Genomic DNA, 21,252 nt, shown 5'->3' on the forward strand with positions numbered 1-21,252 from the left:
GACATAACAGCCAGCTTTTTTGACAATTCTATGAACCTATCAAGCTCGAGGATGAAATTTAGTGTAGACATCCTTCAATCTTGTTTTTGTAACATGTGTATAAATTTGTGTAGTTGAAATATCCGCATGGCCAAGCATTTCCTGGACGGCGCGGAGGTCTGCCCCATTTTCAAGCAGATGGGTGGCAAAGGAATGGCGCAGGGTATGCGGCGTTAGCTCTTTCTGGATTCCTGCTTCTAAAGCAAGCCTTTTTAATATCTTCCAAAAGCCCTGCCTTGTCAAGCCTTTGCCATGATGATTAAGGAATAGAGATTCATCGCGCTGCTTTTTCGATATAAGCTTCGGCCTTCCCTTTTCAAGGTATTGTTCAATCGCATCAGAAGCAGTTTTCCCGATTGGGATGATCCGTTCCTTGCTCCCTTTTCCCATACAGCGAACAAAACCCATGGTTAAATGGACATCTGACATTTTTAAGCCAATCAATTCACTGACACGGATGCCGGTCGCATACAGCATTTCAAGCATAGCCTTGTCCCGGTAGCCAAAGTGATCCGTCAGCTTCGGACTTTCAAGCAGTGTTTCTACCTCTTCCATACTCAGGACCTTTGGCAGAGAACGCTCATGCTGCGGACTTTCAATATGGACAGTCGGGTCGTGGCCAACAGCTTTCTCCCGGAGCAGGAAATGGTGAAAAGCCCTGATTGAGGCTATGTGCCTGGCAATCGTTTTCGAGGACTTTCCAGTGTCCTTCAAATGGCTGAGGAAATGGACAATTTGCGGTCTTTGGACCGAATTGAAATCGGTTAATTGCTCAATATTTCTCAAATAAGAAATATAGCTGTTCAAGTCTCGTCTATATGACACAATCGTATTATTAGATAGCCCTTTCTCAACGACCAAAAAGTGGATAAAGTCTTCGAGCCTGTCTTCCATTATTATTACTCTCCATTCAGATAAAACAGTAGCAGCCTTTCAAGCATGCCTGACTCCTTTTGGGCGGCTGCTCCCGAAACTTTGATGGCTGCTCCCTCAGGTGCATCATATCGGTGATAACTTTCATATTCTTCGTTAATCCACATGATACCATAATAGAATAAAATTGTGCATCCAGTGAATAATAGAAAAACCTTCAATGCGTGAAAGATCAGTCCCAACCACGATTTCATATTCCTTGCCCCCGTCGTTATATCAATTACTAAACTGTATGCCATTTTGGACAAGAATTATACCTTGTACTTTTATTTTCACTGCCTGTTTTGCTATATAGAGACCTGCTGTCTCCTATGTTTTCGTAATTACAATATTGAGGAAAACAAAAAAACCTCCCTTCAGACAGTAGGCTGCGTATATTTGCGCAGCCATTCCTGCTGATGGAGAAGCTTTATAGAGTGACTATTTAATTACTATTTTGTTTCAGCTGGTTCAACTGATTCCTTTTCCTGACAACGGTAGCAGATACCATGGAAGGTCAGGCGGTGGTCTTTAATTTTAAAGTTCCAGTCTCTTTCAACGATTTCTTCCACATCTTCAAGGAGGTCATCCTGTATTTCATCAACTGCCCCACATTCAATGCAAACGAGATGGTGATGAAAATGGGCGGCACCTTCCTGGCGGAGATCGTAACGGGACACGCCGTCCCCAAAGTTGATTTTATCGACAATTTTCAATTCGGTCAGCAGTTCAAGTGTGCGGTATACGGTAGCCAATCCTATTTCAGGAGACTTTTCTTTCACAAGCAAATATACATCTTCCGCACTTAAATGGTCTTCCTCGTGTTCAAGCAATACCCGTACGGTTGCCTCACGCTGAGGCGTTAATTTATAGCTGGACGAATGCAGCTGTTTCTTAATTCTATCGATTCTAGTTTCCATTTTGAACTCTCACTCCCCCGCCGCTGTCCTTTTATTATATCAGATGGGTATTGAGATTCAAAATAAAATTATTACAAATAAGAAATCAGAAATATTATCAACTAAAAATGATTCTAATTAACCGAATTGATAACTGCCTTCAGCAATGCCGGTGATAAGTAAGCCTCAATGGCTGCAGCAGCGGCAAGGAAGACAATGGCTGCAACAAAAGAGAAAATATAGCGGAAAAACTGCGGCAGGATCGGCTGGCTGATTTTTTTCATGAACTGGTTACGGATCATTTTTAAAGAAAAGGTGACGGCCATAGCAGCAGTAATGATGAAAACAGGTATAATGATAAAATTCTGCGGCAGGATTGACACAAACGAAAGCATAAATCCATCCCAGCCCATCTGGTTGACAAGGAAGCCGACTGTGAATCCAACAACCATGCCTTTCATGAACAATAGAATCAAAATGACCGGCAGCCCAATGATGGAAACTCCCAAGATCCAAATCAAACCAATGAACTTCCCATTATGAAGAAAGCTCTGCAAAAAAAGATCCTGTCCATCTGCAACCTTCCCTGATGCCGCCTGGCCGAAGAATTGCGATAAATAGTAGAACAAATCCTCTTTTTGAGTGAAGCTCAGGCTGTTGACAATTACCGCACCAAAAATGACTCCCATCAAAAACAGGACAATTACAAAAAGATAGATTGAGGAATATTCCCGAAAATGGTTTGCTGCGACGTCCTGGTACTTTCTCTTCTTCATCACTCTTCCCCCTGCATATTGGTTACTAACATCATATGCAGGGACTGGCTGTCTATGACTCAGGAATCGAACTTTTTGCTAGAGTAATAATAGTAGTTTTATCTTTCTATATACCGCTTCTATCAAATTGAAGGAAATCGATGGTGATATTGAGTGATTTCGTAAGTATAGGGGAAGTCTCGGTTAAATAGCGGAGTGTTAAAGCGTGATTGGTGACCTATAGGGGCCGATTTCAGCTTGCTCTAGTGGCCGAAGTAAACTTTATCTGGTTATTTTAGAAGCCGTTTAGATGACCTCCTAAAGATGAATTGAGCTTCTTCCGGTAATCAACAAGAATAGCCCGTTGCGGGTCGGGAACTAATTTCGCTAGTGCTCTTCATGTTCCCAAGTATTCAAACTAGTCGAGACAGTGGAGCAAAAAAGTCCGGACTTTCCATCCGGACATTACTGTTCAGCTATTTTTCCGTACTTGCCCCCGCCTCCCGCAAGAAACGAAAGCTCACCTTTCCTTGCCTGATCGATCGTTCTGGCAACTCGCTCCGGAATGATTTCTTTCAGGGACTCGAATGGAACTCTATGGAGTATGTCCATTTCTGTGCCAAAGTGGTCAAGCAGCTTTTCCAGCATTTTCGGCCCAAGGCCCGGGATGAATTCAAGCGGGACTTGATGAATATAAGGCGGCCTGTTAACTGTAGAAGCGGATTCAGACTTTAGTTCCTCTATCCTGTCTGCGACACCCTTCACCTTTTTCAAGGATCCGCAATGGCTGCACGGCCTGTCAGCTGCTTCGCTATGCGTGAAGCATTCTGCGCATACTGTCCGGTGGTATTTCCCGAGCTGCGGGTCGAGCCCGTAATTTGCCTTAATCCTTCTGCCATCCTCTTGTTTTAATGCACATTCCAGCTCCCGGAATGACGGCTGATCCATTTTGATTTTTTGATACTCCCGAGCAATCTTTGCCAGTGAATGAGCATCTGAATTCGTCACAAATGCATACCTGTGGAGCTCTGAAAGCTGGTCGGCCATATCGGTATCAGAGCTTAGTCCGAGCTCAATCCCATCTATCAAATCGGGGTCAAACACCTCAGTAAGAGACTGATCTACACCTTTGCCGTAAAGGCTTTTGAACGGTGTGAATACATGTGCCGGGATGAATAGCCCGCCAAGCAGCTTGACTTTTTCTTGTAATTCCCTTCCGGTTACATACACTCTTTGTGAACTGAGATGGATATTTTTCAAGTGTTCTGACAGCCAGCCAGAAAACTCCCTCATTGTCTGCAGATAGGGGAAGAAGCATAATACGTGAAGCGGTCCCCTGGTGTATTCATCGTTAATTTCAATCTCCGATCCCGGAATTATGCTCATGCCGCCATATACCAGCCCTCCGTCCGGATGCTCCTGTAATTCCCCGGCTCGAAGAAGCTCTTCCATTTCTCCAAGCACTTCAGGGGAATGGCTGTCAATGATTCCAATCATGTTCAGGCCTTTTTCATCCCTTGCATGCTTGATGATGTTAGAAAAGGTAAGGGACTTGGCACCTGTAATCTTTACTGCCCTGCCCGATTTCGTCCGTCCGATATGAATATGAAGATCGACAAAGTAGTCATGCATTTATCTATTCAATGCCTCCTGCAGCTGCAAATACTGGACTGCATACACAGTCTTCGCATCATGGATTTTTTGCTCCGCCACTAATTGAATAGCTTCTTCCAAAGTGACCTCCATTACATTAACAAATTCATCCTCATCTGCAGAAGCCGGGTTTTCCTTTTTCGTCAATCCAGTTGCTTTATAGACATGGATCAGTTCATCCGCAAAGCCAGGGGATGTATAAAATGAAATAAGCCATTCCATATTGGCGCACTCATACCCTGTTTCCTCCTCCAGTTCACGGGCAGCACAAATCTCTGGCTTCTCGCCGCTTTCAAGCTTGCCGGCAGGAATTTCCACGATGGTCTTTTCCAGCGCCTTGCGATATTGCTCTACCATTACAATCTTATTTTCCTTAGTCACAGGAATTACAGCTACAGCACCCGGGTGCTTTACAATTTCCCTTTTTGAAACATTTCCATTAGGAAGCTGTACCTCATCTACCTGCAGGCTGATCACCTTGCCAGAAAAAATCTGTTCCGTCTTCAATGTTTTCTCTTCAAGCGGTCTCAATATGCCTCACTCCTGTTCTAATCCGATATCAAATGCTCATACATTTTACCATACTTGATTGAAAGGAGCAGACTGATGAAGATTTATGTCCATGATCGCGGCATTGTTCTCACAGGAAAAGCTTGGGAAATCAAGCGAAAGCTAAAGGAATACAGCCAGCAGCACAAGCTTGTGAAAGACTGGATCACAACGGTTCACAAAGCCGATAACAGTTCCATTAGTTGAACCATCTCCCTTTCTTTCGCTAAAATAGAATCAGCCTGAAGGAACGGAGTGATTGTTTATGAAAAAGCGTCAACTAGGTTCATCCAATCTGTTTGTCAGCGAAATCGGCCTTGGCTGCATGTCGCTAGGAACAGACCAGCGAAAAGCTGAAGAGGTTATCAACGCTGCTCTTGAAGAAGGGATAAACTATTTTGATACCGCCGACTTGTACGATTTTGGCGACAATGAAAAAATCGTAGGACAAGCTCTTAAAAATGTACGTGATGAGGTAGTCATTGCAACGAAAGCTGGGAATCGCTGGAATGACAATAAAGACAGCTGGTCATGGGATCCTTCCAAGGAATATATAAAGGAAGCAGTCAAACAAAGCTTAAAAAGGCTGAATACCGATTATATCGACCTGTATCAGCTGCATGGCGGAACTATCGAGGACAACATCGGACAAACGATTGAAGCTTTCGAGGAGCTGAAAGCAGAGGGATTTATCAGATATTACGGAATTTCTTCCATAAGACCGAATGTGATCCGGGAATATGCAGATAAGTCCAATATTGTTTCTGTGATGATGCAATACAGCATGCTGGATCGCCGCCCTGAGGAGGAAGCTTTGCCGCTGCTTCAGGAAAATGGCATAAGCGTGGTTACAAGGGGTACCGTTGCTAAAGGGCTGCTAAGTGACCTTCTGCTTGAAAAAGCTTCTCCGTCAATTAAGAAGAATGGCTATTTGGATTACAGCTACGAGGAGCTGGAAAAGGTGCTGCCTGACTTAAAGGAAAAACTTGGTTCCTCTAGGCCAATGGCCGAAGCTGCCATTCAATATAATCTTTCCCAATCAGCTGTTGCTTCTGTAGTTGCCGGGGCAAGCTCACCTGAGCAGGTAAGGGAAAATGCAAAAGCTTCAAACAGCCTGGCACTGACCGAAGAAGAAATAAAACTCATCAGATCAATAACCAAAGCTAATAAATATGACCAGCATAGATAAAACAAAAAGGAACACATGGCGTGTTACACTCATAAGCGCCATGTGTTCCTTTCTTTTTCCAATCACACTCAAGAAAGCATTAACAGAATTGTATACCCTGCCAATCCAGCCGCAAAAGCCCAGAAATTGCTTTCTCTTTCCTCCGGCAATTCTTCCTTCATCACATTCAGGATGACCCCGCCGGCAAGTAACGCAAATAACACTGCTATAAAACTTTCGTTAACCTCAACAAATACACCAAGGACCCAGCCAGCTATAATCGCTATCGTTAAAAGCCATCTTCCAATATGGTCGTAATCTTCCCTGTGGGCTTCTCTTAACGCATGGTCACTGGTAATAAAGTGGACAGCCAATGCGATGAAATAGAAAACCACTCCTGAAATGGTCTCTTGCTCTCCGTGCAGCAGCAGATAACCGATCAGAGTGTTATAGAGGAAATAAGATGCAATATGGATCCAAAATACACCCTTCGATGCTCGGTTGATGTTGTTCTGCTCCTGTTGCTTTCTTTTCGAAATTTTAACCATCCGTTCAAGGCCGTAAAAAATGGACAATCCCATCATCGCGACAATGTATGTATGGTTTTCGAAAAAATTCAGGGCACCCCCTTGAATGGTTTCATCAAGAACTTCATTATGCTTGTTCAATTCAGGGAGCAAATGAATGAAAACATATGCAACTGAAATACCTCCAGCCCCAGACAGCAGCTTGCTTCTCGGCACACGATCCAAAAAGGGCAAGGCCCGCGAAAATAAATGTATAGCAACGAATCCTAGTGCAAGCAATAATGTTAAAAATATCAATACTATGTTTGCTCCTTTGCTTTTTTAACCCTTTGCCCTTTGGGCGGCAGAGCAAAACATATTATTTCATTCCTAAGTCCCACTGCAGTGCTTTTTGCTCTAACTCCTTTACCAGAGGCGCCTTTTCTGTGATATAGGATTCTATATCATATTCATATTTTCCAGCTGCTTTTTCCTTTACCTCTGCATACCTTTTAGCTTCATCCGGATGAGCGCGGAGATAATCACGAAAAACTAGATGCCTGTGCAGTTCAGGGCTGCCTTTTTCATACGAATGTAGATGCACCTTTCGGATGCCGTTTTCACTCTTTTGAAAATAGCGTCTGCGCGGGATCCCATTTTCCCCCTTAGCCTCGTACCCTGCAGCAACGATTGCCGGGGTAACTTTTTCAATTTCCTCGAGGCTGGCAGCTGCAAGCATAATATCAATGATTGGCTTAGCGCTGAGGCCCGGGACCGAAGTGCTGCCGATATGATAAATTTCCGTCTCTGCCGGGCTGAAGATCTCTTCCAGCATCTTCTTTTCATTATTGAATAGCTCTGCCCATTCTTTACGGTAAGGTACAACTTCCACCCGTCTGCGTGTCATTTAAACTTCTTCCAATCCATTTCGCTTTCAGACAGCAGCTCTTCAAAAGATTTGTTTTTCTCCCTTAAACGCTGCTCTTCCTTTTTGCGCTGCAATTCAGCCAGTTTTTTCTGCTCTTCTTCTTCCTTTAATTGCTGTTTCTGTGCTTTCAGTTTTTCCATGACATCCTGATTAAGCAGGTCACCAAGCGTGGCTGGTTTATCCTCTTTTCTCACTGTTTGCTGACGGTTTTGTTTCTTTTTCATTGTACTTCCCCCATCAATCCTATTATTAAAATTCCTCATAAAATTAATCTTCTTTTTACGTGGGAGCATTTTCCTGAAAAATCTTTCTCTGTTGATCCCCATTTGATTTGACTTGTTCGGTCACCTGTAACAGCTAACTCCTGCTGAAATGTTTTTTACTATTAACAGGACCCTTAACAGAATCTTTTTTCAAAGATTATATCACCGAATCGGCACAAGTTAAATATAACGGCACCGGCAAAGCACGATAAAAATAAGGAACGCCCTGCAAAAGGCGTTCCCCTGTTTTCAATCAATATGAATCTAAAATAACAGAATCATCTACCTGCAATTCAGGCTCTGTTGCTTTTATGACATCCTCTACCGTATAACCTGAGGCAACTTCAACCAATTTAAGCCCCAATGGGGTAACATCGATTACCGCCATATCGGTAATGATTCTGTTCACCACACCCTTTCCGGTGAGCGGAAGGGTGCAGGTCTTGAGGATTTTAGGGTCTCCGCTCTTATTCGTATGCTCCATGATGACGATGATCTTGCGGGCCCCATGGACGAGGTCCATCGCTCCGCCCATGCCTTTAATCATCTTGCCAGGAATCATCCAGTTTGCCAGATCGCCAGTTTCAGAAACTTCCATGCCGCCAAGAATGGCAATATTGATATGGCCTCCGCGAATCATTGCGAATGACTCTGCTGAATCAAAGTACGCTGCACCGGGAATGGCAGTAACTGTTTCCTTCCCGGCATTGATTAAATCTGGATCAACCCCATTTTCTTCCGGATAAGGCCCTATCCCCAGCAAACCATTTTCTGACTGCAGGACAACCTGCTTGTCTTCTGAGATGAAGTTTGCCACTAGTGTCGGCATGCCAATCCCCAGGTTTACATAAAACCCGTTCTCAATTTCTTTCTCCGCGCGGCGCGCAATTTTTTCACGGACATTTCCTTTGTTTGTTATCATATGCCTTCTCCTTTCAGTTCAAATCCAAGTTATGCTTTCACTGTCAGCCTTTCAATCCGCTTCTCCTGGTTCCCCTCAATCAGTGTCTGGACATAAATGCTTGGAGTATGGATGCTGTTTGGATCTAACTCTCCAATCTCATACATGTTTTCTACCTCGGCAATAGTGACCTTGCCAGCTGCAGCGATCATTGGATTAAAGTTCCGTGCTGTTTTATGATAGACGAGGTTACCCATTTTATCGCCCTTCCATGCACGGACAATGCTGAAATCCGCAATCAAGGCTTCCTCGAGAAGATATTCTTTTCCATTGAACATGCGTGTTTCTTTTCCTTCAGCGATTGGCGTACCCACGCCAGCCGGTGTATAGAATGCCGGGATTCCTGCGCCGCCTGCCCTGATTTTTTCAGCAAGCGTCCCTTGAGGAATCAGCTCCACCTCGATTTCCCCTGACAATACTTGTCTTTCAAACTCTTTGTTCTCTCCAACATAGGAGCCTACCATCTTTTTAATCTGCTTGTTTTTCAGCAGCAAACCAAGACCCCAATCATCAACGCCACAGTTATTAGAAATCACTGTCAGGTCCTTCACCCCTTTTTCCACCAGGGCAAGAATCGCGTTTTCCGGAATACCGCATAGTCCAAACCCGCCAACCATCAAGGTTGCGCCATCATGGATATCCGCTACAGCTTCCTGAAAGGATGTACAAATTCTTTTCATTCGTTGCTCCTCCTTTGAATACAGCCAGTCAACTGGTTTTGAGTCAGCTCGCAAACTGTTGTACTGGATTTTTTTATTGTTGTCACTGTTAAATCAGACTGTTGATTTTCGTTCCAGGCGCTTCGCTTTCCTCTGAAAAATTACAATCAACAGGATTTAAAATCAACGCCTAATTGTTAATAGATTAGTAACACATAAGTACTTACGCCATCTCTACTACAGTAGCTACGCCCTGTCCACCGCCAATGCAAAGAGTAGCAAGGCCAGTTTTCGCATTCCTTCGCTTCATTTCATGAATCAGCGTAACGAGAATCCTTGCACCGCTTGCTCCAATCGGATGTCCAAGCGCGATTGCGCCACCGTTGACGTTCAAGATGTCCTTGTTAAAATTAAGCTCGCGGTCAACAGCCAATGATTGTGCTGCGAATGCTTCATTCGCTTCAATCAGTTCCATCTGCTCCAATGCCATGCCCGCTTTATCCAATGCTTTCTTGACAGCAGTAACCGGGCCGATTCCCATTATGCTCGGATCTACTCCCGCACTTGCATTTGCCTTGATGACCACCAGCGGTTTAAGGCCCAATGCATCTGCCTTCTCCCTGCTCATGACGACAAGTGCTGCTGCTCCGTCATTTATTCCTGAAGCATTGCCTGCCGTTACACTGCCATCCTTTTTAAAAGCGGGACGCAGCCCGCCAAGCTTTTCGGCAGTTGTTCCCTTTTTAGGATATTCATCTGTATCAAATACAATCGGATCCCCTTTTCGCTGAGGGATGTGGATCGGTACAATCTCATCCTTGAATTTGCCCTCTTCAATTGCCTTAGCGGCCTTTTCCTGGCTGGCAGCCGCAAATTCATCCTGCTCTGCCCGGCCGATTTCATATTTTGAACATAGGTTTTCAGCAGTCACGCCCATATGGTAATCATTGAATGCACACCACAGGCCGTCCGAAATCATGCTGTCGACGAGTTTCTGGTCACCCATTTTAAAACCGTCCCGGGCATTTTTCAGAAGATATGGTGCCTGGCTCATATTTTCCATGCCCCCCGCAACAACGATCTCCGCATCCCCGGCGATTATCGCCTGGGCTGCCAGATGAACTGCCTTCAAACCAGAACCGCACACTTTATTTATCGTCAATGAGGAAGCGCTTTCAGGAAGGCCCGCTTTAATTGCCGCCTGTCTAGCCGGGTTCTGGCCAAGACCTGCCTGCAGGACATTCCCCATGATTACCTCATCAACCTGATCCGGCAGGACGCCTGCCTGTTTAAGCGCATCTTTGATGACGGCTGCGCCTAGCTCCGGTGCCGAAATGTTTTTTAAACTGCCATTAAAACTTCCGATCGCGGTCCTTACCGCCGATACGATCACTGCTTCGGTTTTACCCAAACTGCTCACCCTTTCTCTCGTTTCACAGGTATTAACTTCTATTGATTTGCTGAAATCCCTTTTATTTTATCAAAATTTTTGTTATTCTTGCATTTTTAAAAATTTTCTATTTAAAATGTAATTAACTAAAGAGGAGGGGGTCGCCAAATGCTAAAGCTTCCAGAGAAGGTCGAGATTATCGAAGTCGGTCCAAGGGATGGGCTGCAAAATGAAAAAAGCTTCGTACCGACCGAAGTGAAAAAAGAATTTATCCATGCCCTAAAGAATGCCGGACTTAAGGAAATGGAGCTAACATCGTTCGTATCTCCAAAATGGGTACCGCAAATGGGCGATGCTGCCGAAATTGTCGCCGGCTGTCTTGACGGCTCCGCCAGAAATATTGTCCTTGCGCCAAACAAGCGGGGCATTGAGCGTGTTTATATGACTGACTGCAAGGCTGTCGCTGTCTTTGTAGGTGTCAGCAACACCTTCAATCAGAAGAATATCAATAAAACAACAGACGAAAGCATGGCAGAGGTATTGCCTCTTATCGCAGAGCTAAAATCAAAGGACTACTTTGTGCGCGCCTGCATCTCAACTGCTTTTTATTGTCCATATGAAGGAAAAATAGAGGAAAACGCTGCTGTAGATTTATGCGGACAGTTTGTACAGGCTGGTGCTGATGAATTGAGCGTCGCTGATACAATTGGGATGGCCGCCCCAAACGAATCATATTCCTTATTTTCGAAGCTCAAGGCTGCCTACCCTGATGTCTTGATGACCGCCCACTTCCATGACACAAGAAAGCTCGCCCTAGCCAATATTTTCGCTGCACTTCAGGCTGGTGTGACCCGGTTTGATACGTCCGCAGGAGGATTGGGCGGCTGCCCGTTTGCACCCGGTGCTGCCGGAAATGCGGCCACTGAAGATGTCGTGTACATGCTTCACCGCATGGGTATTGATACTGGTGTAGACCTGGATAAACTGCTGCACTCGATTGAAATCATCAGGCCTCATATTTCCAGGCCAATTGAAAGCACCTATTATCGCATGAATTCTGTCAGTGTTTAAGTTGATGAATAACCTCCCTTCCTTCGAACCATCTTAAAGATGAAGCTACTTAGAAGAAGGGAGATTCACTCATGAGCCAAAAACGTGACAAAGGCTACAGCCAGCAAGGAAAGCCAAATGCCGACACCGTCAAGCAGCAAATCGCTGCAGAGGATCTGGAAAAAGCAATCCATCCAACTAAAGGCCAGAACTCACAGCAGTAGGAAAAGGATTAAATGTTCCATTGAATAGTCCTGGTCAAGACCGCGATATTGCGGTCTTTTTTTAATCAATGGGCTGCAATCCATAGTTTTTTAACTTAGTCCGAAAAAGCTTTAGTGTTTGTATCCATGCTGATAATGGTAAAATAAAGAAAAAAGGCATTCGGAGGGTTGAGTGTGAGGAAGGCATTCCGTGTATTATTTTCATTTTTGCTCGTACTAGCCTCTCTGGGGGTATTTATTTCGAATAAACTGATGTTCCTGAAAAAGAAGGATGATGAAGAAATATTCAACCGGGAAAAAGAAGCCGGCCATCTGCGCCCCGATGAATATGATGCTTTGCCGAAAAGAGAAGTGGTCATTACCTCTTCATTCGGCTATACCCTCAAGGCTGTACTTGTGGAGCCACATGACACAAACCGGTACATCATCATCGCTCACGGGGTGACCCAGAGCAAAACCAATTCAGTCAAATACATGAACCTTTTCCTCGAGCGCGGATTCAATGCGGTCATTTACGACCATCGGCGCCACGGGGAATCGGGCGGCAAGACGACAAGCTATGGCCATTATGAAAAATTCGACCTTAAATCTGTCGTAGACTGGATTAAAGAAGAAAAGGGACCAGAATTAATCGTTGGCATACACGGAGAGTCCATGGGTGCGGCAACCCTCCTCCTTTATGCTGGCATACTTGAAGATGGTGCCGATTTTTATATTGCGGACTGCCCGTTTTCTGATTTTAGCAAGCAGCTTGCTTACCGGATTACCGCAGAGGTCAAACTGCTGCCGCCACGTCTTCTGGTGCCCATTGCCGGTCTATTCGTCCGAATCCGCGACAAATATTCCTTGAGTGAGGTTTCACCAATCTCTGTCATTGAAAATATCAAGAAACCGATCCTTTTCATTCATAGCCGCAAGGACGATTTCATCCTTCCCTACATGACAGAGGAATTGTTCAAGCAAAAAAAAGGCCCGAAAAAGCTGTACATGGCTGAAAACGGCCTGCATGCCCAATCTTACAGCCAAAACCGCACCGAATACGAAAAGGTGCTTGACGAATTCCTTGAGGAATATGGCTTTATCGGTAAGGATGGGAGCTTAGCGAACTAATTCCTTGATTATTAGGGCTTTCTGTTTCTGCCGTTAACGAATAAAATAGGTTGGCCTCCATAGAGGGGCCAACCTTTTTACTGTTTTTCCCCCTGGCGGTCCATCTCTTTTCCATCCGCCCCAAGCGCTCTTACCTCTTTATAGTCGCCGATTGCGTAAAAAAAGCGTTCATTCCCTTTTTGGATAATGTCAACCTTCTTAAACTTTCCGTCAGTCCCGGCGGCTTCAACTGTTTGAATATCCGGATTGACGAGTTTGCCGAATATAACGGGAATTCTGTTTTCCAATTCACCGTCTTCTTTATAGATGTGAAAGACGTCTGCATATAAAATCATGAAATCATTTTTATAATAAGTCCAGTGGTTATGCCCTGCGTTTTTCCAGCCATCTTTTTCACTGCCTTCAATATAGGCAACTGCTAGTGCATCAAATTTGTCTGCTCCATCCTTTTGTTCTGTCGTGTAAAAGATGAGCACTCCATCCTTAGTCTTTTCTTTGTGGATGACTTGTTTGATGTTGAAAGGAACATCATTCTGGATGGCTTCTCCCGAAGTCTTATACGTGCACGCAGACAGCAGAAACACACAGATGGCCATTATGGCTTCACGCCTTAATTTCCCCATATTTCTCCCCCTATCTATTGCACCAGATGATTTATGTATTATATCGGCCTCTTTCTTATTTAACCCCTTTTTCAAAATATTGTAAAATGATTACCCTTTAATGATGCTTTCGGTTTTGTCAAAAAAGCTCATTCTTGGGTTCAAATATTCATTTGGGCTCTTTAACTGGTAACAGCCTGACGTTTTGCTGTAGTCAATCGTCATTTCCTCTGCAAAAAAGACCTCTTTTGATCTTTCAATATACATTTTGAGCCCATTTGTGCTGATTTCCATTTCAGTATCATCCAGCCCGCTTTCAAGCCAGAGGGCGGCTACTCCGTTCACTGCACAGCCGCAGCCGTCAATATCATATTTCAGCTTTATATACCCTTGTTTCCCTGAAATTTTTTCTTCAAGCTTGCCGGCTGCTGCTTCTGTAATTGTGATCTTCATACTGCCTGCACTCCTTCCCAATTTTTTTTATTTTACCATATCTTTTTACAGCTTTCGTTTTTGAGCCCTTACCTTCTCCTGACAAAATAGTCTTGCAATTTTCCTGTTTAACTTTTAGTATCAAAGATAATTGTGACAATTTTGTGAAGGAGTGTTTTTATGTCAAAAGTACAAATCAAGGTGAATGATAACGGCTCATTACGAATTACTGGGGATGTAGAATTATTGGATGGTGCAGGAAACAAGTATGAAACAAAACCGGCTTTTTCGCTCTGCCGCTGCGGCATGAGCAAAAACATGCCTTTCTGCGATGCATCCCACAAAGGGAAATTTGAATCGGCCGTACGTGCTCCACAGCCTGAGGAAACAGAATAAGATGATCAAAAGAGCAATGGGTGCCCATTGCTCTTTTTTGTGCATTGGTCACCATTCATCCGCGTGGCGGACATCGGCAATGGCTGAAAGCTGGATTCGGTGGATTTCCTCGAACTTATCTACAATATGGAGCTTCTGTCCAAGCTCATTCCAATAATGGATTTTCCCGACCACCAGTTCATATTTCTGCTGGCGATAATAAGTGATGGCCACTGGACGGTTATATTCCATCGCTTCAAGAATGGTGTCGTTCAGCTGCTCCAGCTGCTGTTCATCCAGCTGTTTTTCTTTTTCGTATTCATCCTCCCTGGCCCAGTCCCGCAATAGCTTTACATGTTCAGGAAGCATCATAGAAGTCCATTTAATTCTTCCGCGGTCACGAATCATGCGATCCCTTCCTCCTTTTCCGCCAAATCATCAGCCTTTATGTCCGCCGACCAGTGCGGCACGGTGCCTTGCTGTGCCTGCTGCTGTATAAGAAACGGCCCTGAGCAGCGATGCTGAGCCATAGCGGCTGCGGATCCGGTCCATGACATAGCCAAGCTCCTTCTTCTTCCATCCGTTCTTCTCAAACAAGCTCAGCTGGAATTCACTGTCCACAACAAGGTTTCCGAGCGCAATCGAAATGCTGCGGACCGTTTTTCCGGTATAGTTTTCAGCAAATAGCTCCAGGCAGACACGGTACAGATCCATGGTGACATTTGTAGGCTCCTCGACTGTCCTTGACCGGTGGAAGCCGCCGCCGAATTCATCCTGGCTGTAGCCAAGCCCAAAGCTGATTGTCCGGCCTGCTCTTCCGTGGCTCCTTGCCCGGCGTGCCACTTCCTCGCACATTTCCAGGATGACATGCTTGATTTCCTCTTTTTCTTTATAATCCCGGAGCAAAATCTGGCTCTTGCCAAAGCTCACCTGGCCTTCCATGATCGGGGCACCAATATCGGAAAAATCAACTCCCCATGCATGCCAGTAAAGCTGATTTCCCATGATGCCGAATTTTTTCTCCAATATTTCGAGATCATAGCGGGCAAGCTGTCCGACTGTAAAAATCCCCATGCTGTTCAGCGTTTTTTCCACACGCCGGCCAATTCCCCACATTTCCCTGAGCGGCGAAAGATTCCAGAGCTTTGTTTGGACATCTTCATACGTCCACTCCGCAATCCCTTTCTTTTTCGCCTCAAGGTCAAGGCATAATTTTGACATCAGCATATTCGGGCCAATACCGATCGCGCTGGGGAGCTGGAATTCCCGCTCGATATCATCTTTGATTTTTTTTGCGATTGAGGCCGCATCGCCCCATAGCTTTGAAGCTCCGTCTACTTTTATGAAGCTTTCATCGACACTGTAGGTATGGATCGCTTCCTTAGGGACATAGCGATTGAATACACGGGAGATTTCAGTGGAGATTCGCAGGTACGTTGACATTTGGGGATCAACGACAATGATTCTCGGATCCTTCGGAATTTCAAACATCCTCGATCCGGTTTTAATGCCAAATTCCTTCTTCAGGCGAGGTGAGGCTGCAAGGACAACACTTCCCGGACGGTCAAGATTACCGACGACGGCCAGGTAACAGTCTAGAGGATCCAGGCCAAGCATCACTGCTGAGCAGCTGGCATAGAAGCTTTTCATATCAACACAAAGAATTTTGCTTTGGGGCATTTCGCTGTAATCAATCATTTTCTGTGCCTCTCCTTTCTGTGTGATTTTTTTGTGCTTCCCATTCACAGGAACATCTGTTCCGTTTCATTATACCCATAATATTAAGCGAATATGCGTTCGGTTTCAATGGGAATTTTCCGGCGGAATGACTTAATTAAGGTGTATTTGGTGGGTCATGCCAGCACTGGACATTTTTACAGAAGGCTGTATTCACCCCGAAGTTGAGAGTATAATCAGGATTAGAGGTGCTTTGTATGGACAGAAAACTCATCCGAAAAATGGTCCAGAAATGCTTCGTGCAGTATCGGCATGATGATTCATTGCCGTTCAGCGAACTGGAATTTGAAGAAATATATGAGAAGATTGTAGAGCTGAAAAGCGGGGACCCTGAAGCCGATTTGCATGACATAATCAATGACACGGTTTACGAATTTTTGGCTACATAGAAAAGCGCAAGCGCCTTCTGAACGGAACGGCGACTAACTGCGCCACATCCTGTGGCAACGTCGCCGTCAGCACATCCTGTGCAAGTCCGACAAGCGCTGGCCGACTAAGACCGCCACGTCCTGTGGCAACGTCGGCACTAGAACATCGTGTCCGTCGGAGGGCCTGACAGTGAAGTCGCTCTTTGACTTCATTGGCAGGACCGAAGCGTCTCGAGGAGTTAGGAGCCGCAGCTAGACAAGCGACTCGAGCTGCTCAAAGCTAACGCTTCTCGCAAGATACTCAAGGAAGCTTTCTCTGGGATGAAAACTGGCTAGGCGCTGGAGCTAGACAGTTCTCAAAGCGAGATATATTTCTGATGCTATAAAAAGGCTGCCCTATGCAGAGGACAGCCTTTTGGCTATTTCAGCCTGATATTCGCTTCGCCTTTGATACGAGCCGGATAATCCCTGATTTCAAGAGAAATAGGGCCTGGTGCAGCGCCTTCATTGAAGTAAGGAATCATGATTTCACTTATTCCTTCAGAATCATTCCATAACGAAGCTACGCTGCCATCTCCAATTTCTTTTCCATTCTTGTCAACCGCCCGGTCAAAAGCAGATATGTTCTGTATAGTAGGATCTTTTTGGAAAGTAAATTTCAAGTAATCATCTTCCCTGCTCACTTTCTGCAGCCGCCCATCCTTTGGAGCCTGGAGAATTTCCATTTTCTCTGGATCGACAATTACTTCAAGCTGATCTTTATCAAGCGCACGGATGGAGCTGAACCTCAAATAAAGCTTTTCCGGTTTTTTAAAGAAATTGCTTTGGAGATATAATTCCTGTTTATGGTCACTGATATGGCTTGCACTGATTCCATTAGCAACGCCAGCCCATTCCTCGCCGCTTTCATCCACCAGCCGCAGGTCTTCAATCGCGAATATTTGCTTAGTATTTCCCTCATCGAAATGAACAGTCACTCCTATCCTTGTTGGATAGATGGATACCTTTTCAATGATTGCCTTTTGGCCTTCAAAGCTCACTGTTTTATTCACATCGATTATTTCTTTTTTATCCTTGAAGGATTCCTTATCAATCGAGAATGGAAGAACCCAGGTATCGCTCAGTTTAGTACGCGGCTCTCCATTTTCAGTTCTTCCTTCTGCAAGATGAAAACTCAGTTTCATATTTTCAGGAACGGCCTTTCCATAGAAATAATAGGTCATTTCCTGAACAGCCTTCCCTTCTTTTTGCAAATCAATGGGACTGGCAGAGAAGGATGAGCTTAGTTCAAGTTCCCTCCCATGTTCATCGGTCAGTTCAAAATGGTCAACGGATATGTCCTTATGGCTGCCCGAAGACTCCATGGTATAAAACAGCACCATCATCTCTTCATCAACAATAGCGGAATCCAGCGTAATTTTTAATCCGTCATGCTCATCGGATACATTGATTTTTTGGGCAAAATCATTTTCAATTGCGGCCTGCAAACCTTTATCAAACCTGACGAGCTCTACAATTTTCTCCATGCCTGGAATTGAAGTGATGTAAGAGGCGAAGGTCTCCGAAGTCCTGAGCATGGCTGTAAAAGCAAAAATCAGGATGGCGGCAGACGCCAGAGCCCTCATGAACAGCAGATTTTTCTTCTTCTTTCTTTTTCCTTTGGCTATACCTGAAGATATCGCCTGGTCCAGCTGGATTTCAGGGATATCAATAGTTTCAAGTGCAGCCTGTGCCCTCGTCAATTTCTCTTCTTCAGCATTAAGCATAGCCCAACTCCCCCTTCTCTCCCAGCTGAACGCGGAGCTCCTTCAGCCCTTTGTTGAGCCACGTCTTCACAGTGCCTTCCGGGCATTCAAGAATATCGGCAATTTCCTTTATTTTAAAATCATGCACGTACTTTAATTCAATAACCTGCCTTGTTTTCGGTTCAAGCTTGCCAATGACTTCCTCGACCTCCAGCCAGCAGGATTGATGCTCCGCCCCCATCAGCCTGATCAGATCATCGCTGACGAAAACCCTTCTCCGCTTCTTTAATTCATCATTACAGTAATTTAACAGGATCCTTGTCAGCCAGGTAGTAAAGAATTGCGGTTCCTTCACTTTCCTGATTGATCGGTAAGCACGGTACGTAACCTCCTGCAATGCTTCAACCGCATCTTCGCTATTTCGCAAGTAACTCAGGGCAATCCGGTAAAGGCGGATTTTATGAAGCTGCATCAGCTCGTAAAAGGCTGCCTCATCGCCCTTTTTTGCCCTGAGGACCAATTCTTCAAGCTCCAAAGGTGTCTCCTCCTAACTTTTATCTACACATTAGACATCGAAGCGGGGAAAAAGTTTTATTTTTTTAAAAATAATTCATCCAGGATTAAAACTTGCTTGCTCCTGAAATCAAACCCTTGTCCCTCGCTCAAATCAAGCGATTGTTCCAAAAATAAAAACCGCCCAGGACTAAGCGGTTTTACATCGTTGCTACTTCTTATTAAAGGCTTTTCTGCCAATGCGTTCAAAGGCTCTCGGGAACAGGGCAAATAAAACACTGCCGGCATTCATCCAGCGAGGAAGGTTGATTTCCCTTGTCCTTGTCATCAATCTGCCGACAACCTGCCGGGCAACATAGTCGGGCTGGAGCATATAACGTTCAACGTTCTTCACATATGTACCCTGCTTATCAGCGATATTGAAGAAGTTTGTGGCAATCGGCCCCGGATTGACCGAGGTCACATAAATATTTTCATCAGCGACCTCCATCCGCAGACTGTTCGTATAGCCGAGGACAGCATGCTTGGTTGCTGAGTAAACGCTGGATTTTGGTGTGGCAATTTTGCCAGCCTGCGACGCGATATTGATGATATGCCCGCTCCTGTGCTGCTTCATCCCTGGCAGGACCATGGCTGTGCATGCCATCAGGCCAACGACATTCACGTCGAACATCGATTTGATATCATCGACTTTCACCTCATGTGCATAGTCGAAAATTCCAAAACCCGCATTATTTATTAAAATATCCACATGTCCGATTTCGTTCAGTATCTTTGTGAAAACATCCTGGATTGCCTCCGTGTCCGATACATCCAATTGATTTACAAAAACTTTTACGGAATGTCTGGATTCAAGCTCCTGTTTTAAAAGCTCCAATTTCTCGATTCCCCGGGCCAGAAGGACAAGATTCGCGCCGCGCTCCGCACAGAGCCGTGCAATTTCCGCTCCAATACCTCCTGAAGCACCGGTAATGATAATATTTTTTCCTGTTAACGATGGCACTGCCATTCACCTCATTTTGCTGTGTAAAAGAAGGATGCACCTTCTTCCCTAATAGATACAGCCCCCAGGGATTCCAAGTAATCCAGCTGCCCGGCCGTTTCAGATATTGTCAGGTTCAATTCGCGTTCATAGATGGTTGGGAACAGCTGTGTACAAATTTCAAAAACAGTCAGTTCTTTGCCCTCAATCATTTTCCTCACCTGCATCGCTCGGTCATGCTGGCGGTCAAGCCTTTTCTTAACAAGACGATCAAATCTTGTTATCTCCGTTCCATGACCAGTGTATACGAGTCCTATCGATAAGTCCTCCAGCTTTTTTAGCGAAGCATTGTACTGGACGAGCGGCTTTGGGCGCTCGTATGTGCCTGGAAGCGGCGGCTCAAGCAATGGATTAGGGGAAATTCCGGCAAGAATTGTATCCCCTGCAATCATGACGCCATCCTGTTCGCGCAATAGTACGATATGGCTTTGGGCATGGCCAGGCGTTTCAATTACCCTCCATTCTGGAAGGGCTGGTGGATGGTCATTCTCCATCAGCGGCCCTGACAACGACCGGCTGCATGAAAACAACAGGGTATGCTTCATCACCTTAAGAGAACGAGAGAAATAGTGTTCGGGAATCCCAAATTGCACGAAAAGCTTTGTGTAAAAATCTGCGTGTTCCCTCTCAAATTCCTTTGTCCTATTAATCCACCTTTCGTTCAGCGGATGGCCGTAAACCTCCAGCTCCGAAGGCAAATAGTCGAGCAAACCAACATGATCCGGGTGATCATGCGTCAGGATGACCTGCTCAATGTCCTCTGGTGTAAGATCAAGCTCTGATAGCTGGGATTTAAAAACTTCCCATGCTTCCAATGTCTTTGTACCAGCATCCACAAGCGTAAGCCGGTCTCCTTGTATCAAATAAGCATTGACATCACCAACAGGGAATGGAGTCGGCAATGTCAGCTTGGCAATTCCATCTTTCCATTCCGGCATTTATTTCACCTCAAAAATTATATTTATATAAGGTATTACACCTAATTATTTTCCAGTTCATATGTAAATCTGCGAATCTGGCTTTGGGAGCATTTTTTCAATATAAAAATAAGTTTACCTTTAAAGCAGGCAAATGTCATTATTTTCATTTACCGTTTTCAGAAAAAAACAAAAACTTATAAATTGCCTATTGACACAGAGGCTGTCTATCTTGCATAATCACTATTAAAATTCAAATCACAGCAGAAAGCACTTGAGCAAGACGAGTAGACAGGAATGGCGCAAGAGAGTGGAGTCCACCGGCTGTAAGGCTCCACCGCCCTCTTCATGTTGAACCCTACCTTGCAAGCTGCCAGGCAAACCTGGACGCATACCAGCGTTAACGGATTATGAGCTGCACTTTTTTGGCCTGGCTGAAAAAGTGAATGAAGGTG

Annotated in this window: 27 protein-coding genes; 7 read left to right on the forward strand and 20 right to left on the reverse strand. The window is 44.9% G+C overall.

Annotated elements, in window-relative coordinates; all coding sequences use genetic code 11:
- Nucleotides 1-39: 39 nt before the first annotated feature.
- The 6 genes from xerD to AC3EBE_RS14015 all read right to left on the reverse strand — a co-directional run bounded on the left by xerD (nt 40) and on the right by AC3EBE_RS14015 (nt 4,789).
- Nucleotides 40-933, reverse strand: a complete 894-nt coding sequence (gene xerD / locus AC3EBE_RS13990) for a site-specific tyrosine recombinase XerD (protein WP_488595655.1) — start codon at nt 931-933, stop codon at nt 40-42.
- 5 nt (nt 934-938) lie between these two features.
- Nucleotides 939-1,166, reverse strand: coding sequence for a YqzK family protein (locus tag AC3EBE_RS13995; protein WP_488595656.1), 228 nt, complete (start codon nt 1,164-1,166; stop codon nt 939-941).
- Between the two features lie 237 nt (nt 1,167-1,403).
- On the reverse strand, nt 1,404-1,871 hold the full coding sequence (fur, locus tag AC3EBE_RS14000; protein ID WP_488595657.1) for a ferric iron uptake transcriptional regulator: 468 nt from the start codon (nt 1,869-1,871) through the stop codon (nt 1,404-1,406).
- 113 nt (nt 1,872-1,984) lie between these two features.
- Nucleotides 1,985-2,626, reverse strand: coding sequence for a stage II sporulation protein M (gene spoIIM, locus AC3EBE_RS14005; RefSeq protein ID WP_488595658.1), 642 nt, complete (start codon nt 2,624-2,626; stop codon nt 1,985-1,987).
- Nucleotides 2,627-3,070: 444 nt separating this feature from the next.
- On the reverse strand, nt 3,071-4,237 hold the full coding sequence (locus AC3EBE_RS14010) for an endonuclease Q family protein (protein ID WP_488595659.1): 1,167 nt from the start codon (nt 4,235-4,237) through the stop codon (nt 3,071-3,073).
- Nucleotides 4,238-4,789 (reverse strand): NUDIX hydrolase, encoded by a 552-nt coding sequence (locus tag AC3EBE_RS14015; protein WP_488595660.1) that lies wholly within the window; start codon nt 4,787-4,789, stop codon nt 4,238-4,240.
- A gap of 75 nt (nt 4,790-4,864) precedes the next feature.
- Here AC3EBE_RS14015 and mciZ point away from each other — a divergent pair, with 75 nt between their 5' ends.
- Nucleotides 4,865-5,014: a Z-ring formation inhibitor MciZ gene (gene mciZ / locus AC3EBE_RS14020; RefSeq protein ID WP_488595661.1), complete on the forward strand. Its 150-nt coding sequence runs from the start codon at nt 4,865-4,867 to the stop codon at nt 5,012-5,014.
- Nucleotides 5,015-5,072: 58 nt separating this feature from the next.
- Nucleotides 5,073-5,996 carry an aldo/keto reductase gene (locus AC3EBE_RS14025; RefSeq protein ID WP_488595662.1) on the forward strand — a complete coding sequence of 308 codons (924 nt, stop codon included), beginning with the start codon at nt 5,073-5,075 and terminating at the stop codon, nt 5,994-5,996.
- A gap of 68 nt (nt 5,997-6,064) precedes the next feature.
- Here the strand turns inward: AC3EBE_RS14025 and AC3EBE_RS14030 are convergent, their stop codons facing one another.
- The 6 genes from AC3EBE_RS14030 to AC3EBE_RS14055 form a co-directional block, all read right to left on the reverse strand.
- Nucleotides 6,065-6,799, reverse strand: coding sequence for a hypothetical protein (locus AC3EBE_RS14030; protein WP_488595663.1), 735 nt, complete (start codon nt 6,797-6,799; stop codon nt 6,065-6,067).
- Nucleotides 6,800-6,860: 61 nt separating this feature from the next.
- Nucleotides 6,861-7,388, reverse strand: coding sequence for a GrpB family protein (locus AC3EBE_RS14035; RefSeq protein ID WP_488595664.1), 528 nt, complete (start codon nt 7,386-7,388; stop codon nt 6,861-6,863).
- Complete coding sequence (locus AC3EBE_RS14040) at nt 7,385-7,633, reverse strand: YqkE family protein (RefSeq protein WP_488595665.1); 249 nt, start codon at nt 7,631-7,633, stop codon at nt 7,385-7,387. The genes AC3EBE_RS14035 and AC3EBE_RS14040 overlap by 4 nt, the downstream gene beginning before the upstream one ends.
- Before the next feature lie 292 nt (nt 7,634-7,925).
- Nucleotides 7,926-8,594, reverse strand: a complete 669-nt coding sequence (locus AC3EBE_RS14045) for a CoA transferase subunit B (RefSeq protein ID WP_488595666.1) — start codon at nt 8,592-8,594, stop codon at nt 7,926-7,928.
- 29 nt (nt 8,595-8,623) lie between these two features.
- Entirely contained in the window at nt 8,624-9,313 is a 690-nt protein-coding gene (locus AC3EBE_RS14050; RefSeq protein WP_488595667.1) for a CoA transferase subunit A, read from the reverse strand.
- A gap of 202 nt (nt 9,314-9,515) precedes the next feature.
- Entirely contained in the window at nt 9,516-10,703 is a 1,188-nt protein-coding gene (locus AC3EBE_RS14055; RefSeq protein WP_488595668.1) for an acetyl-CoA C-acetyltransferase, read from the reverse strand.
- A gap of 147 nt (nt 10,704-10,850) precedes the next feature.
- Between AC3EBE_RS14055 and AC3EBE_RS14060 the strand changes: the two genes are divergently transcribed.
- From AC3EBE_RS14060 to AC3EBE_RS14070, 3 genes are all read left to right on the forward strand, one after another.
- Nucleotides 10,851-11,753, forward strand: coding sequence for a hydroxymethylglutaryl-CoA lyase (locus tag AC3EBE_RS14060; RefSeq protein ID WP_488595669.1), 903 nt, complete (start codon nt 10,851-10,853; stop codon nt 11,751-11,753).
- Between the two features lie 71 nt (nt 11,754-11,824).
- On the forward strand, nt 11,825-11,956 hold the full coding sequence (locus AC3EBE_RS14065; protein ID WP_260983579.1) for a hypothetical protein: 132 nt from the start codon (nt 11,825-11,827) through the stop codon (nt 11,954-11,956).
- Between the two features lie 174 nt (nt 11,957-12,130).
- Nucleotides 12,131-13,066: an alpha/beta hydrolase gene (locus tag AC3EBE_RS14070; RefSeq protein ID WP_488595670.1), complete on the forward strand. Its 936-nt coding sequence runs from the start codon at nt 12,131-12,133 to the stop codon at nt 13,064-13,066.
- Nucleotides 13,067-13,143: 77 nt separating this feature from the next.
- Here the strand turns inward: AC3EBE_RS14070 and AC3EBE_RS14075 are convergent, their stop codons facing one another.
- Nucleotides 13,144-13,689, reverse strand: coding sequence for a hypothetical protein (locus AC3EBE_RS14075; protein WP_488595671.1), 546 nt, complete (start codon nt 13,687-13,689; stop codon nt 13,144-13,146).
- Nucleotides 13,690-13,779: 90 nt separating this feature from the next.
- The gene (locus AC3EBE_RS14080) at nt 13,780-14,121 is read right to left on the reverse strand and encodes an iron-sulfur cluster biosynthesis family protein (RefSeq protein ID WP_488595672.1); all 342 of its coding nucleotides are present in this window, start codon (nt 14,119-14,121) and stop codon (nt 13,780-13,782) included.
- A gap of 159 nt (nt 14,122-14,280) precedes the next feature.
- Here AC3EBE_RS14080 and AC3EBE_RS14085 point away from each other — a divergent pair, with 159 nt between their 5' ends.
- A complete protein-coding gene (locus AC3EBE_RS14085; RefSeq protein WP_488595673.1) occupies nt 14,281-14,496 on the forward strand; it encodes a CDGSH iron-sulfur domain-containing protein in 216 nt (71 codons plus the stop codon).
- 48 nt (nt 14,497-14,544) lie between these two features.
- On the opposite strand, the gene AC3EBE_RS14090 is transcribed toward AC3EBE_RS14085, so the two are convergent.
- Together AC3EBE_RS14090 and AC3EBE_RS14095 are read right to left on the reverse strand one after the other, a co-directional pair.
- A complete protein-coding gene (locus tag AC3EBE_RS14090) occupies nt 14,545-14,883 on the reverse strand; it encodes a YolD-like family protein (RefSeq protein ID WP_488595674.1) in 339 nt (112 codons plus the stop codon).
- Between the two features lie 30 nt (nt 14,884-14,913).
- Nucleotides 14,914-16,173, reverse strand: coding sequence for a Y-family DNA polymerase (locus tag AC3EBE_RS14095; RefSeq protein ID WP_488595675.1), 1,260 nt, complete (start codon nt 16,171-16,173; stop codon nt 14,914-14,916).
- Nucleotides 16,174-16,409: 236 nt separating this feature from the next.
- On the opposite strand from AC3EBE_RS14095, the gene AC3EBE_RS14100 reads away from it, so the two are divergent.
- On the forward strand, nt 16,410-16,601 hold the full coding sequence (locus AC3EBE_RS14100; protein ID WP_488595676.1) for a YqzH family protein: 192 nt from the start codon (nt 16,410-16,412) through the stop codon (nt 16,599-16,601).
- Nucleotides 16,602-16,999: 398 nt separating this feature from the next.
- Here AC3EBE_RS14100 and AC3EBE_RS14105 read toward each other — a convergent pair whose 3' ends face one another.
- From AC3EBE_RS14105 to AC3EBE_RS14120, 4 genes are all read right to left on the reverse strand, one after another.
- Nucleotides 17,000-18,346 (reverse strand): DUF4179 domain-containing protein, encoded by a 1,347-nt coding sequence (locus AC3EBE_RS14105; RefSeq protein ID WP_488595677.1) that lies wholly within the window; start codon nt 18,344-18,346, stop codon nt 17,000-17,002.
- Nucleotides 18,339-18,860, reverse strand: coding sequence for a sigma-70 family RNA polymerase sigma factor (locus AC3EBE_RS14110; RefSeq protein ID WP_488595678.1), 522 nt, complete (start codon nt 18,858-18,860; stop codon nt 18,339-18,341). The genes AC3EBE_RS14105 and AC3EBE_RS14110 overlap by 8 nt, the downstream gene beginning before the upstream one ends.
- Before the next feature lie 189 nt (nt 18,861-19,049).
- A complete protein-coding gene (locus AC3EBE_RS14115; RefSeq protein ID WP_488595679.1) occupies nt 19,050-19,847 on the reverse strand; it encodes an SDR family NAD(P)-dependent oxidoreductase in 798 nt (265 codons plus the stop codon).
- Nucleotides 19,848-19,852: 5 nt separating this feature from the next.
- On the reverse strand, nt 19,853-20,818 hold the full coding sequence (locus AC3EBE_RS14120; protein ID WP_488595680.1) for an MBL fold metallo-hydrolase: 966 nt from the start codon (nt 20,816-20,818) through the stop codon (nt 19,853-19,855).
- Nucleotides 20,819-21,252 lie beyond the last annotated feature (434 nt).

Source organism: Mesobacillus sp. (assembly GCF_057785455.1).